Origin of the sequence: Marivirga atlantica, assembly GCF_016734805.1 — a bacterium.
In the GTDB taxonomy this organism is placed as follows: Bacteria; Bacteroidota; Bacteroidia; order Cytophagales; family Cyclobacteriaceae; genus Marivirga; species Marivirga atlantica.
Genome location: NZ_JAERQG010000004.1, coordinates 85,090 through 99,410 on the forward strand (window position 1 = coordinate 85,090; position 14,321 = coordinate 99,410).

Annotated in this window: 16 protein-coding genes; 12 read left to right on the forward strand and 4 right to left on the reverse strand. The window is 36.1% G+C overall.

The features are described 5' to 3' along the window. The first annotated feature begins 5 nt into the window (after positions 1 to 5). Positions 6 to 1,298, forward strand: coding sequence for an argininosuccinate lyase (argH, locus tag JKP34_RS14660; RefSeq protein WP_201923126.1), 1,293 nt, complete (start codon positions 6 to 8; stop codon positions 1,296 to 1,298). Positions 1,299 to 1,303: 5 nt separating this feature from the next. On the opposite strand, the gene JKP34_RS14665 is transcribed toward argH, so the two are convergent. Further along, entirely contained in the window at positions 1,304 to 2,308 is a 1,005-nt protein-coding gene (locus JKP34_RS14665) for an acyl transferase (protein ID WP_201923129.1), read from the reverse strand. 20 nt (positions 2,309 to 2,328) lie between these two features. On the opposite strand from JKP34_RS14665, the gene JKP34_RS14670 reads away from it, so the two are divergent. Next, positions 2,329 to 3,048, forward strand: a complete 720-nt coding sequence (locus JKP34_RS14670; RefSeq protein WP_201923132.1) for a hypothetical protein — start codon at positions 2,329 to 2,331, stop codon at positions 3,046 to 3,048. Positions 3,049 to 3,089: 41 nt separating this feature from the next. Next, complete coding sequence (locus tag JKP34_RS14675; RefSeq protein ID WP_201923135.1) at positions 3,090 to 3,374, forward strand: TIGR03643 family protein; 285 nt, start codon at positions 3,090 to 3,092, stop codon at positions 3,372 to 3,374. Position 3,375: 1 nt separating this feature from the next. Here the strand turns inward: JKP34_RS14675 and miaE are convergent, their stop codons facing one another. From miaE to lpxK, 3 genes are all read right to left on the reverse strand, one after another. Then, positions 3,376 to 3,969, reverse strand: a complete 594-nt coding sequence (gene miaE / locus JKP34_RS14680) for a tRNA-(ms[2]io[6]A)-hydroxylase (protein WP_201923139.1) — start codon at positions 3,967 to 3,969, stop codon at positions 3,376 to 3,378. Positions 3,970 to 3,988: 19 nt separating this feature from the next. After that, on the reverse strand, positions 3,989 to 5,842 hold the full coding sequence (locus JKP34_RS14685) for a putative porin (RefSeq protein ID WP_201923142.1): 1,854 nt from the start codon (positions 5,840 to 5,842) through the stop codon (positions 3,989 to 3,991). A gap of 67 nt (positions 5,843 to 5,909) precedes the next feature. Continuing rightward, positions 5,910 to 6,980, reverse strand: a complete 1,071-nt coding sequence (gene lpxK, locus JKP34_RS14690; RefSeq protein WP_201923146.1) for a tetraacyldisaccharide 4'-kinase — start codon at positions 6,978 to 6,980, stop codon at positions 5,910 to 5,912. A 120-nt stretch (positions 6,981 to 7,100) separates the two neighbouring features. Here lpxK and JKP34_RS14695 point away from each other — a divergent pair, with 120 nt between their 5' ends. The 9 genes from JKP34_RS14695 to JKP34_RS14735 all read left to right on the forward strand — a co-directional run bounded on the left by JKP34_RS14695 (position 7,101) and on the right by JKP34_RS14735 (position 14,152). Continuing rightward, entirely contained in the window at positions 7,101 to 8,198 is a 1,098-nt protein-coding gene (locus JKP34_RS14695) for a Nif3-like dinuclear metal center hexameric protein (protein ID WP_201923150.1), read from the forward strand. Between the two features lie 4 nt (positions 8,199 to 8,202). Continuing rightward, positions 8,203 to 9,003: a zinc ribbon domain-containing protein gene (locus JKP34_RS14700; protein WP_201923153.1), complete on the forward strand. Its 801-nt coding sequence runs from the start codon at positions 8,203 to 8,205 to the stop codon at positions 9,001 to 9,003. A 315-nt stretch (positions 9,004 to 9,318) separates the two neighbouring features. Next, on the forward strand, positions 9,319 to 10,236 hold the full coding sequence (locus JKP34_RS14705) for a hypothetical protein (RefSeq protein ID WP_201923156.1): 918 nt from the start codon (positions 9,319 to 9,321) through the stop codon (positions 10,234 to 10,236). A 100-nt stretch (positions 10,237 to 10,336) separates the two neighbouring features. Further along, positions 10,337 to 10,948: a hypothetical protein gene (locus JKP34_RS14710; RefSeq protein WP_201923159.1), complete on the forward strand. Its 612-nt coding sequence runs from the start codon at positions 10,337 to 10,339 to the stop codon at positions 10,946 to 10,948. Next, positions 10,948 to 11,238 (forward strand): winged helix-turn-helix domain-containing protein, encoded by a 291-nt coding sequence (locus JKP34_RS14715; protein ID WP_201923162.1) that lies wholly within the window; start codon positions 10,948 to 10,950, stop codon positions 11,236 to 11,238. Before JKP34_RS14710 ends, JKP34_RS14715 begins: the two co-directional genes overlap by 1 nt. A 2-nt stretch (positions 11,239 to 11,240) precedes the next feature. Further along, entirely contained in the window at positions 11,241 to 11,498 is a 258-nt protein-coding gene (locus JKP34_RS14720) for a hypothetical protein (protein WP_201923165.1), read from the forward strand. A gap of 24 nt (positions 11,499 to 11,522) precedes the next feature. Further along, entirely contained in the window at positions 11,523 to 11,819 is a 297-nt protein-coding gene (locus JKP34_RS14725; RefSeq protein WP_201923168.1) for a hypothetical protein, read from the forward strand. Between the two features lie 120 nt (positions 11,820 to 11,939). After that, positions 11,940 to 12,386: a hypothetical protein gene (locus JKP34_RS14730; RefSeq protein WP_201923171.1), complete on the forward strand. Its 447-nt coding sequence runs from the start codon at positions 11,940 to 11,942 to the stop codon at positions 12,384 to 12,386. Between the two features lie 389 nt (positions 12,387 to 12,775). Then, positions 12,776 to 14,152, forward strand: coding sequence for a reverse transcriptase/maturase family protein (locus tag JKP34_RS14735; protein WP_201923173.1), 1,377 nt, complete (start codon positions 12,776 to 12,778; stop codon positions 14,150 to 14,152). Positions 14,153 to 14,321: the final 169 nt, after the last annotated feature.

Below are 14,321 nucleotides of genomic sequence, written 5' to 3' on the forward strand. Positions count from 1 at the left end.
TGCTCATGAAACTCTGGGACAAAGGATATACCACTGAAAATATAGTTGAAAGATTTACAGTCGGGAACGATAGAACGCTAGACCTAAAACTGGCTAAATACGATGTGCTGGGAAATATGGCACATGCCAAAATGCTAAACAAAAGCGGGTTTATTACAGATGATGAATTAGCTCAAATGCTGAATGTGCTGGAGGAAATTCTGCTATCCATTAAGGAAGGAACCTTCGAAATTGAAGATGAATTTGAAGATGTGCACAGCAAAATAGAGCATGTGCTGATTGAAAAAGTAGGAGAGAGTGGTAAAAAAATTCATACTGCAAGATCAAGAAATGACCAGATTCTGGTAGACCTTCACTTATATAGCAAAGTGGAAATCAAAGAAATAATTGTACTTACTGAAACACTATTCCATACCTTATTAAGATTAGCAGACGAACATAAAGGTGTATTACTACCAGGCTATACACATCTACAAATAGCCATGCCTTCTTCCTTCGGTCTTTGGTTTAGTGCCTATGCTGAAAGTTTAATAGACGATATCACTTTCTTAAATGCTGCCTATCAGATAGCTGATCAGAACCCTTTAGGATCCGCAGCAGGATATGGCACCTCTTTCCCTATTGATAGAAAAATGACGACTGACTTATTAGGCTTCAAGCAATTAAAATATAATGTTGTAGCAGCTCAGATGGGGAGAGGAAAGCTAGAGAAATCTGTGACTTTTGCTCTGGCCTCAGTGGGCAGTACGCTGGCAAAAATGAGCATGGATGTATGCCTGTACATGTCTCAAAACTTTAATTTTATTGGATTCCCTAAGGAATTAACAACAGGGTCGAGCATTATGCCTCATAAGCAAAACCCAGATGTTTTTGAATTGATTAGAGGCAAATGTAATAAGATCCAAAACCTGCCAACTGAAATTATGGCCATAACTAACAACCTTCCCAGCGGTTACCACAGAGATTTACAATTGCTAAAAGAAAGCTTTATAGATGCAATTGAAAGCATGAAAGGTTGCCTGGCAGTAAGTGATTTTATGCTGCAACATATTGTGGTCAAAGCGGATATTTTAAAAAATCCTATGTACGATTACCTCTACAGTGTTGAAATGGTGAATAAACTAGTGATGCAGGGAATGACCTTCAGAGATGCTTATAAACAGCTGGGGCAAGATATTCTGGAAGGAAAATTCATTCCTGAGAAAGAGATTAGTCACACACACGAAGGGAGTATAGGTAATTTATGTTTGGACGAAATAAGAAATAAATTTAAGCTGGTGAAGCAAGCTATCAACTAGGAGGTTTATGAAACCATTAAATTGCAACCGCGCACATCCGAATGATCGAATCTGCCTAAAACTTTAAAAGAGCCATTCGGATAAACATAGCCAACATCTTTAGTTTCAATGAAGGCACAGCTATCTATATTAGCCAGGTCAATCACGTTAATACCTCCTGCCCTTTGCGAACTGTGTGTTAGAGCAAAAGGATCATTAACCTCTCTCGTAAGAATTTTCATGCTTTTCGAGGGATGAAAAATACCTACTCCCTGGCTATAGCTTTGCGACAATAATTCGGTCATGCCATATTCAGAATGCACTTCGCTTACATTTAAGCCTTGCTTAAGTATTTCATGTAATTCTGCTTTGGTAATTTCCGCTCTTCTGCCTTTCATCCCGCCTGTTTCCATTACTATGCATTCAGAAAAATCCGGCTTATAATCTTCTGCCAAATCCAAAAGTGCAAAGCTTACACCCCAAATAATAATCTTAGTATTTGATTGATGCTCCTTTAGGTAAACAACTTTATCAATTAATGCTTGATAATCGTGCAAATAAAATCCCGAATGTTCTGATTCAGTTTCTTTGATAAAGTAATCAACCATAGCAACTAAGGAAGAATTATTCCTTTCAAGATATGAAGGTAGTAAAGCTAGTATGGTGTAATCGCTCAGTTCGCCATAATCAGCTTCAAACAATTGCTTACTGTGCTGTAAATAAAAGTTTAAATCAAACACGTAATGCTTGCTATTTCCTGTGGCTGTTGTCCCACTACTTTCAAAAACTGCTTGCTCATTAAATGATACATTTTTAGCGGCCACTCGCTGAGATTTGAAGAATTCTATAGGTAAAAAAGGAATATTGGTAAGTTTTGAAATAGCTCGAACATCTCTCCCTAATAAATCCACATATTTTTTATAAATAGGATTGTGTTTATATTGGTACTCAAATAAAAAAAGAGCATGTTTCTCAAAATTTTGAGGATTTAGGGCATCAATTTGATCTAAAAAGCGTTCTCTTTCCGACATCTATGGGACATTACTGATTTATGAGCAAATATAATAGAAATAACTTCCTTGCTTTAGGCCTAATCATAGGCTCATTATTTTTTATGGGCTGCCCTACTCCTCCTGAATTTCCAAATACACCTGCCATAAGCTTTAGAGATGTTTCTTTCGAAAAAAGACCTATTGAGGCTCAACCTAATGTAACAGAAGATGTAATTACCATAACACTAGGTTTTGAAGATGGAGACGGAGATTTAGGTTTAGCTAGTTCTGATATTGAGCAACCTTATAATCAGTTTTTTGTACCCATCGACATTGAAGGTTTCCCTATTTTTATTGGAGATAGTGATACTTTACCTCCATTTAATCCGCTAGATTATCTGGTTTTCCCTGAAGATGATACGGTAATAGTTGGCAATGCACGACTTTCAGGTGATACCATCTACATTGAAAGAAACCCACGATTTTATAACATCTTTATTGATATGTATTACAAGCCCACGAATGACAGTGAATTCATTAAATTCGACTGGGAAGGACCTCCATATTATCAAAGTTTTAATGGCAGGTTTCCTATTCTAAATACTGAGGACTACGAGAGGCCGCTTAATGGTGAACTGTCTTATGAGTTAAAATCTTCAGGTTTCAGTTCAGTTTTTAGAGATAGCGAAGTTAAAATTGAAACTTATATTTTGGACAGAGCTGGAAATAAAAGTAATGTCATTCAAAGTGACCCCATTAAACTAGAAGTTCCCGAATAAATTTCTCAAAACAGCAGCCTTCAACACATGTTGTATACAATATGAGGTTAAGAAAGAAGAAAGATTTATCAATACGCGAAATTGATAGAATTGTAGAAATGGGTTGGGAAGATCGCACACCATTTGATGCTATAGAGACTCAATTTGGTATTCCAGAAAAGGAAGTTATCAAAATCATGCGATCAGAAATGAAACCTTCTAGTTTTAGGATGTGGCGCAAGCGCGTTCAGGGAAGAAAAACCAAGCATACTAAACTTAGAAAGGATGAGGTAAAAACTTTTAAATCAAGTAGGCAGAAACAAATAAGCCATAATAAGTATAAATGACTTAATGCATGCGATCTGCCCTAGGTTTTAAGTTTCTCATAATTTCAGCTTCCTGCTCAAGCAATTCATTCCATCTGGCTCTTACTTTTTCTTTTGGCATATAGGTTTCCGCCAGTTTCAGGAAGTTTCTGTAATGTCCTGCTTCAGAGATCATCAATTCATAATAGAAGTTTTTTAATTCCTGATCTTCAAGCCCATGATGCAAAACTTTGAATCGTTCACAACTTCTGGCCTCTATTAAAGCATTGATAAGCAGTTTCTCCATTACCTGAAAATCTCTGCTACCACCTTTTTCCTCCAACTTCAAAAGCTGAGCTACATACTCATCTTTTCTGGGCTTGCTTAGCTTATACCCTCTTTTGTTGAGTTGTTCAATTACCCTTTCAAAATGTGACCATTCTTCAGCAACCACAGGTGTTAGCATTTCTACCAAATCATCATATTCTGGAAAGTTGATGATCATGCTGATACAGCTACTGGCAGCCTTCTGCTCACAATACGCATGGTCTACTAATATATCTTCAATATGCTTTTCTGCTACATTTACCCAACGCGGATCGGTAGGTAACTCAAGACCTAGAGTAAATTTTTCCATTACGTAATTCTGTTAATTGTTAGTTAAAGAATGACCATGACACACCAATATCAAATACCGCTTGTTGCCCCGTATAGTAAGGTGTGGTAAAATAACCATCAGCAGGCAGCCCTTGGTTAAAGTGCCTGTACTTCAAAAATACTTTGGCTGTTCCTATTTTGAAACTCGCATAAACATCTCCGAAAATATAAGCCGGAATTTCAAAATCATTTTGTAAATAGAACTGTTGCGTAACCGCATCATAGTCATCAGCAAAATAAGTACTCTGGGCATGAGTATCAATTCCAAATCGTGCAACAAGGTTATCTACCAACCTTCTTTCGTAGTAAAAGCCTAGTGTAAAAAAGTGCTCTGGTATTCTAAATACATTAGCAGAACCTCCTTCAATGGTTGTATACACATAATCAGCATTAATATTGAAATAGCCTAACTTACTATTCAGCTCAACTCCCGGGTGTATCATAGTAGCTGTACCAGAGGCCTGTGCCGGTTCAGCATTTTCGTTAAAATATAAGTGATCAGTAACAACTGAGATGGTGGCCTTTGGCCTTATATCAATATAATCCTTCCATTTAAAATAGGCTTTACCTTTAAGCTGTTGTACTTTTTCGGTGCCAAAGTCATTCCTCCAATAATCATGATTGCCTAAATAGCGCTGGTAGAAAAAAGGAGCATCAAACTGCATAGACAGGGCGCTAGCCTCTAAAAAAGGAATTATCAATTTGGCTTCCAATTTATAATTACCATCTAGTTGATATTCAGCAGAGGCTCTTAGCTGCCAGTTTTCCTTTGGTGCTAACCGAATATGTGCTCCGGCATAGTTTTCTACAGGGGCAAATAACTCTCGCATGTATTTAGTTTGATAGCGGATATCTTTTCGCTTCACATAAAGCCTATAAAATATTTTACTGACTTCACCTTTCAAGCCGATAGTGTTCTGAATGTAGTAATAAGAGGCAAGATCTGTTGTGCTATCAGATCTAATAAAATACTGGTCCAAGTAGTTGATTTCAGAATCAGCATCTGCATCGCTATTGATAAACTGATTAAGCTTTCTCTCCCAATCAAACTGATGATAAAAACCTACAAGTTTGCTGAGGTTGTAATGCTGATAAATATGGTAATGCTGTTTCAATTCACTCGACTGGCCGTTACGAAGGTTAATATCTTCATCCTCATAATCGAAAAGTTCTTCGTAGTCTATTACACTTGCAGTGTCTTTAATTCCACCAGTTTCATCAACCTTATGAAAGGTTCTGGCAAAATTGAATAGTACTCTGTACTTTTTGTTAGGGGTAAAATAATCAGTGTAGACATCATATGAATGTGTTAACACATTCAAATCTCCCCTACTGGACAAAGGCCCTAACTGCTTATCAATAGTCCATCTTCTGAAGCTAAAGCCTACGTTCCAATTTGGTTTTACATTTCTGGAGAAATCCACTCCAATAAAAGCTCGGTAATTACCGCCAATAACAGACCTTAAATTGGTGTAAGGCGACTTGGTGTCGAAATACCTAAACTGGTCGCTTTGCTTCACATAATTATCATACACATTAAACCCACTTCTCCTACCGGTAACTTCCGGAGCTTGATAGAAGATGGGCTGCATAGCCGTGCCTACTGTCCCCAAATATTGCCAGTAATAATTATTTAACTCAACAGGATCCCAATTATGGGTATCAGCTAATGTGGTATCAAGGCTATAATATCCATCAATATTGTTGAGAATATTCTCTTCCGTGGTGTAAAAAGTAGTTTGAGGCCCGTATACATTCTTTGTTGTATCATCAACAACTTGCCCATGAAGCACTGGTGCTGAAAGCAGAAAAACGGCAAACAAAAGGAATATGTAACTATGGATTTTTCTCAAAACGATGCGAAATTAAATATTAAGAAGCAGTTTATTCAACCTTTGACTGACTAATTTATTGCGAAGTCTAATTAGTGGTTTTATCCTGATTGTTAATCAAACCATTTAACTGCTTTTCTAATGCCTCCTCTCCTTCCAAAAACTGTACCATCATAGGTAAATAAAACAATTTATCGCCTAATACATTTTCGAGTTGCTTATCGCTTATTATCCTTACCCAATCCTTTTCAGTACAGATTACATCAGCGTGGTTAGCTGTAGCAAAAGCATTCACCTCATCAATCTCCTTTTCTGTAAACTGATGATGATCCGGGAAATTAAAATGTTTTACAACTTCATAGTCACTTTCCAGGTATTCTAGCATAACTGATGGATTTGCAATACCCGTAACAATAACAATTTTTCTCTTAATGGTTCTATCCAGTTTCGAACTGACAAGGTCATATTGAATACCTGAGAAATAGATGGCTTCCTTTTTAAAATAGGCTGAAGCCTTCTTTTGCATGCTTCTCATTTCTTGCTGCGAAATGCCTTGCGGACATTTAGTGAAAATTAATACATCTGCTCTATTTATTCCCTTTCTACCCTCTCGTAACAAACCTGATGGCAAAACATAGTCATTATAAAAAGGGCGGGCATAATCAGAAAGAACTATTGAAAAATTTGGTTTGATACTTCTATGTTGAAAAGCATCATCCAGCAAGACAACATTATTTCCCGGCTTCTCCATTAAAATGGATGGGACAGCCAAAACTCTGTCTTCACAAACTGAAACATCTATAGCCGGTGCAAACTTTTGATACATTTGAAAAGGCTCGTCTCCAATACTTTTTGCATTGGTTTCAGCATCTGCTAGCATAAATCCCTTTGATTTTCGTCCGTACCCTCGTGACAATGTCGTGACAGCTAAATCAGGATGCTTTTTCAAGAAAAACCTAATCAGATACTCTACCATTGGGGTTTTACCTGTTCCGCCTACTGAAAGGTTACCAACAGATATAATCAGGTTGTCAAAATCAAAAATAGCCTTGTGCTCTATATCATAGAGGTAATTTCTGAACTGCATTACCCATTTGTATAAGAGGCTAAAGGGGCTCATTAAGATCGCCCAAAGTTTATGATCGAAGAGTTTATTCATTATTAGAAATCAAAATTAATTATTTCTGTCTGAAAAGAGCATTAAAAATCAATAAGCCTCAAACTCTTTACAGCTTTAAATCTTGGGCTGCTTCATTTTATTTTTAACTTTGACAACACCATGAATACAGTAGCGGAAATAACGAATTACCTCAATAAAATAGCTCCTCCTTCTCTTCAGGAAAGTTATGATAATGCAGGACTCCTTGTGGGTGACCCATCAAAAAAAGTAAGTAATGTGTTAATAACATTGGACGTTACAGAAGAAGTGATTGATGAAGCCAAAGCTAAAAACTGCGAGCTAATAGTAGCGCATCACCCCATAATTTTTAAGGGCCTAAAGCGACTAACCGGAAGTAATTATGTTGAAAGAACTGTAATTAAAGCTATTAAAGAAGATATAGCGCTTTATGCCTGTCACACCAATTTGGATAATGTAAAGCATGGAGTAAATGCTAAAATAGCTGAAAAGCTTGGCTTATCATCCCTTCAGATTCTTAGTCCGAAGAAGCAGCAACTTGCTAAATTGAGTGTATTTGTTCCCAATAGTGATGCTGAAAAAGTAAAAGAAGCTCTTTTTGAAGCTGGAGCAGGACAAATTGGCGAATATAAAGATTGTGCATTTGAAAGTGCGGGCACAGGAAGTTTCAGACCTTCGGAAAATGCAAACCCGACTATAGGTAGTAAAGGTGAGTTAGAAAAAGTCAATGAAACGAAGGTAGAAGTTATTTTCCCTGTTCATTTAAAATCAGCTATACTTAATGCTATGCGAAAAGCGCATCCTTACGAGGAAGTAGCTTATTATTTACACCAATTGGAAAATGATTATAGTGAAATTGGTGCCGGCATGTTTGGCATGCTGGAAAAGCCAATGGATGAAGTAGCGTTCATGGATTATCTTAAAGAAAAGATGAATCTGCAAACCATAAAACACACACCATTACTTGGTAAAAAAGTGCAAAGAGTGGCTGTATGTGGGGGGTCAGGGGCTTTTCTTATCAAAAATGCTATTGCCGCAAAAGCTGATTTCTACATTAGTGCTGATATTAAATACCATGAATATTTTGATGCCGACAAGCAACTGGTTATTGCTGACATCGGGCACTATGAAAGCGAGATATTTACAAATGAGTTATTTTATGCGTTATTGAAAGAAAAATTTGCTAATATTGCACTCCATTTAGGACAGACTGTTACGAATCCGATAAAATATTATTAACTGCATGGAAAGTACTGTAGCACAAAAGCTTGACGCCTTACAAAAATTACAGGCAATAGATTCAAAACTTGATGAAATTAAGAAAGTAAGAGGAGCGCTTCCTGATGAAGTGGCCGATCTTGAAGATGAGATTGCCGGCTATGAGACGCGTATCGAGCGATTTGATGAAAGTGTTAAAGTAATCAATGACGAAATTGCGGCTAGCAAAAACGGAATCAAAGATGCTGAAAAGCTTATTGCTAAATATGGCGAGCAGCAAATGAACGTGAGAAACAATCGTGAATACGATGCTATCACTAAAGAAGTAGAACTTCAGCAACTTGAAATCCAGATTCTTGAGAAAAGAATTAAAGAAGCGCAAGCCAAAATTGAGGAGAAAGAGGGTTCTATAGAAGAAACCAAAAACTTACTTGAAGATAGAAAGAAAGATCTTGAAGCTAAAAAAGGTGAATTAGACACTATTGAGCAAGAAAGCGAAGCTGATGTAAAGAAGCTTGAGAAAGATAGAGAAAAAGCTATTAAAGGGCTTGAAGACAGATTGGCTGAATCATACGAGAAGTTAAGAAATAACGTAAGAAATGGTTTGGCTGTAGTTCCTGTAAAAAGAGGGGCTTGCGGTGGTTGTTTCAACACTGTACCACCTCAGCGTCAGGCCGACATACGTGAGCGTAAGAAAATTATCGTTTGTGAGCATTGCGGTAGACTTTTAACTGACGTGGAAGACGAAATTGTAGAAGAAAAGCCTAAAAAGAAAAGAACTACAAGAAAGACAACAACAAAGAAAAAAGCGGCTGATAAAAAATAAGTCCTTTTTATAAAGATAGAACAAAAGCCTCAGGGAAATCTCTGAGGCTTTTTTATTTCATAGCTGATACACTTTTGGTAGTAAAATTAAATCATACAATCATGCTGTCATTTTATAAGAAATAAATGTGAACTTTCTTATTTTACTATATCTCTATCATTCACTTTAATTATAAGCTCATTCTATTAGCTGTTAAATGCGCATAACGCACATTTTACTGTTGTCTTTTTCGACCAAATTTCAGGATTAGCCAATCAACAGTAATACGTTTTAAAAGAATTTAAACTATTTTACCTGTCTTCTGAATACTTGATAATGAATGATATAAATCAAGACGGGCTATCTAAAATAGACAGGTTTTATGAAAAGCATAGAGACGTTGCAGTAACCGTTTCTTACGGAATGCTTTCGGCTATACTCGGCCTGATAAAAATCAATACTCCTGGTTTTGAAGGTAGCTATAGCGATTTGAGAGAAGTGGCACTAATAGTTTGTCTTTTCCACTTACGCAAACCTATCTATATCATTCCACTTTGTTTAATTACATTGATAGGCATACCTTTTAACACAAGGCTAATCGCTGTATTTTTAATGCATGTAATCCCATTAGGGGTATTATGGTATGTTTATGATTGGTTAAGGCAGAAGAACTTACGCTCACTTAACTTTTCATTTTTATGGAACTTACTTGTATTCGGATACTTCACCTTGCTGTTATATCCTATTTTAATCATCACCTATCAACTACTAGGGTTTAATACAGAAGTAAACTTCATCAATTCTTATAAATCCATTTTTGAATCAGGCCTGATAGAAATGATAACCACCTGTTTCATTACAGCATTATACCTCCTTCAGCTTAGCATGAGACGCAAGCTTAAAAATACCAATATTTATCTGGAGGAGATGGTGCAGAAAAGAACCAGTGAGTTATCAGAAGCTAATGAAGAATTACTTAATCTAAATGAAAACCTGGAGCACCTGGTGCAGGAAAGAACTACTAAAATAAGTAGTCAGCTGGCGAAGATTACCGAGTACGCTCATATTAACTCGCATGAAGTAAGAGGGCCATTGGCTCGGATCATGGGTTTAATCAAGCTCATTAATGCCACAAAAGAAATTCATGAAATTATTCCTCTCATCAACAAGCTAGAGCAAAGTGCTAATGAACTAGACGAGATTGTTCGTAAAATGAATGGCTTATTAGGCTCAGAAACTCAGATAAATGATTGAGTAGCCCGTTATTTAAAAATTAATACCAGAAAATAATTTTTATAAACATAGTTGAATTATTGTTCAATTTTACTTTACTTTGAATTACAAAGTACTTTTTATGAAAGAAAAATATTTAAATGATATAAAAGAAATAAAGGAGATGATGAACAAATCATCAAGATTTGTTTCTTTAAGTGGCCCTTCAGGAATTGTTGCAGGCATTATTGCACTTATAGGTGCATTTGCAGCTCATCAATTAATTTTTAAAGAAACAACCATACTAGGCTTTGATAGAATTTTTCTTTCTGAAGAGCAGTTAATAAATCTAGTGCTCATTGGCGTGGTAACTCTTGTTACCAGTATTCTGCTAATTATCTTACTAACCACAAGAGAAACCAAAAAGCGCAATCAGCCAATATGGGATCAGCAAACCAAAAGGATATTAATCAATTTGGCCATTCCACTTTTTACAGGTGGCTTCATTTGTCTTATACTATTGTTGCAAGGGTTTGCAGGCTTACTTCTACCCTTCACATTAGTTTTTTATGGGCTTGCCTTAGTAAACGTAAGTAAATATACGCTTCATGAAATGCTGAGCCTCGGTTTAATAGAGTGCTTTTTGGGCTTATTAGCATTAGTACTTATCGAGTATAGCCTCATTATCTGGTCAGTCGGCTTTGGGCTTGTTAATATCATCTACGGATTTGTTGTAAAAACAAAATATAAGTAGTGAAGGAGCTACTCAATAAATTAGACAAGGCCTTTGAAAACAGGGTGAGGCTTGGGATTATGTCAGCCTTAGTGGTTAACGATCATCTTGACTTTAATGCTTTAAAGGATCTACTAGGCGTAACTGATGGCAACCTCGCCAGCCATCTAAAATCTCTTGAAAAAAGTAAATACATCACTTATGAGAAAGAGTTTCAAGACAGAAAGCCCAACACTAAATATTTTGCCACCCAAGCTGGAAAAGTAGCATTCAGGAATCATATCAATGCAATCGAGCAATTACTAAAATGAGGATGGAATTAAAAGATATTTTCTTCTACTTTTTGATGTTGATTTTCATAATGCTTGGCATCATGAATATCATAGAAGTAAGGATTTACCCTGGTATAGCTTACTTAATCATTTCACTTATCTATTGCCCTCCACTTGGAAACATTTTACAGCGCTATTTAGCAATAAAAGTACCTTATTGGCTCAAAATTATAATAGCATTTATTGTGCTTTGGGGAACGCTGGCAGTGGGTGATTTAGCTGAATTACACGGTTTTTAATATAAATACTTAAACACAAATACTATGTACGTTATGAACAAAAACAAAAGACTGGCAGGCATACTGCTTACAATGGGCATTTTATTGATGGTACCTTTGGTTGCCATGCAATTTACTAATGAGGTTGACTGGAGTTTATTTGACTTTGTGGTGATGGGAAGCCTTTTATTGATAGTTGGGCTTACAGCTGAGTTCTCGCTTAGGAAAATTAAGGCTACTAAGAACAGAATTATTGCCATCGCCATTATACTATTCATTTTCCTATTGATTTGGGCTGAACTGGCAGTGGGTGTTTTCGGAACTCCTTTTGCAGGAAGTTAATAAAAGTGGGGTCGAAAACTGTTAGCCGAAGATATTTGATCTTTCAAGTATCACCGCTAACGTGTAACTTAGGAACAGCTATAATTCCATCTGCTCATCTCTCAGTTATCACTTAAAGTAATGGAAACAGAAAGCAATATCACACTAAGGCAAGGCCTGGATGATTTCTACAACGCATATGAAGGTCATCTTAGCCATACCAAAGAAGGTCTACCTGATGAGGTTAAGTCTTTCTTTAAGTCTCATGATGTTGCTCATGTTTTATTCGGTTGTGATATATCGCTCTTTGGTGAGGGGGCTGTAAAAATCTGGACGATATTTGGTACAACACTCGGCTTCTGGAACCACTTTAATGAATACCGCAAAGCCAACGCTTATGAATTGTCAAAGAATTTCACCTTCCTTCATGTCATAAAAAATATATTCAAGTTATTAGCAGCAATTCCTTTGCTCATTATCAGAGCAAAACGCATGCACAAAGCCTGGCCATGGTCAGGCTTTGAAACTTATATGGATCAACCTATAGCCGACATCCGAAAAGAGTTTAATATAAAAGTTCTTAAATAATTACCTTTTAAAATAGGTTCTACGCTTATTCATCCGAAACTTTTAGTTGAAAGTCATAGTCAAATCAACCGACAAGTAGCAATAGAAACTTTGGGGCATTAAGCTATGTTCAACGTACTTCTGGTGATTGTGATCGTGTCGTATCTCGACTGAAGTCGAGAGAGCCATGAAAGGCAAGCTTCTCATTTTTCTAAAACTCCACCTTGCTTCATATAGCCAAAATGTGTAGTTTAAAAATATGTTTCACCAAAACCGATACAAAGCCTCTCTTCTAAACGACAATAAACGCTTACAATCGGTTATTCAAAAAAATGAGCCGGATATAACAACTTTTGCTTGCTATTTTCGGGTGTTGGGACTAATAATGGGTAGAAAAAAACTAATCGATAATGAATTTTAAATCATTCTTTGAAGTAACCTACCTCTATCAAGTTTACAACGATAAGTTCGAAAACACACAGACCAAAGGAATCGATAAATTAGATGGTAGGAATTTCAAAAATGATGCCTTTGGAAAAATAGCTATTGCAAGTAGGAAGATTTTAGATGGTGACTTTGAATTCAGCCCCTATCTTGAGTTGCTTAAACTGAAAGGGCGTAATAAAATACCAAGAGTTATTTCAATACCTACTGTACGTGACCGAATTGTTCTTTTTGCGCTTAAGGAAACGCTCCATAATTTTTTCGAAGAAAAAGTCAATCGGAAGAAGCCAAACGCTTACATAAGAGAAATTAAAGATTATGTCAGTGAAAATGAAAATTCTGCCTTCCTGAAGTTAGATATTGAGAAATTTTATGATCGCATTAATCGAGATATATTGATTAGAATATTAGAAGAAAAGGAGCTAGACTCTCGTCTCATTAATTTGATTAAAAAAGCAATCAATAACCCCACTGTTCCACTTAATACATCTAGGAATCAATATTCAAGTTTTGAAACTGAATTAGGAGTTCCGCAGGGATTATCTATTTCAAACATACTAGCTCAGATCTACCTAGGAGAATTGGATGACGCTCTTGAAAAAAGGAAATACTTCTATAGGAGATATGTCGATGATATTGTGATACTCAGTGCTACTCACATATCAGATTTTAGATATAGAAACATTGAAATTGCTCTTGATAATTTGAAATTATCCCTCAATCACCGTAAAACAGCAAAAGGGTCACTAAAAACTGGCTTCAACTTTTTGAGCTATAAAATCAAAGAAAATAAAGTATCAGTTGCTGAAAAAAATATTGAGAGTTTCATAAGAAGAATTGCCGGTAAATTCACTTGGTATAGAGCTAGAATCAAAAACCACGAACTGAGGCCAAATTGGCTGCAAGATCAAGAGCGATTTAAAACAGTCTTTATTGAGGAGCTAAATGAGACAATTACAGGAATCGTATCATCAAAGAAGAATTACGGATGGCTATTCTATTTTTCTGAAATGAACGATTTAAGTCTACTTTTTAAATTGGATAAGATTATAAGTTCATTTTTTGAATCGCTTCCTTCTTTCGATCATGAAGCTCCGAGCGAATTAAAAAAACTAGTTCGGGCCTGGCATTCAATTGTACATAATGATTACACTTATCTATCTAATTATGATGAAATAGATACAGTAAGGAAGAAAAGAGGACTTTTAGTTAAGAGAGGCAATATAGCTCCAGAATCAAATCCCTCTGATCAAGAGATTGAAAATTTGTTTAGAAAGTATTTGAAGAAACAAATAAGAAGATTAGAACGAGATGAAGGATATAATTACATTGCAACGGGATGACTTCCATTTATGGGACTTATCTAGTGATAAGTATTGTTAATATAATCGTCTAATGACGCTTAGATTTCTTAATTGAAAAATTGAACCTTTGATTTATAAAGTCATCCCATTTTTTATGAAAGAGGAAATAGAAGATGATACAAATAACTTTGGGAGACAGGAGGTGACA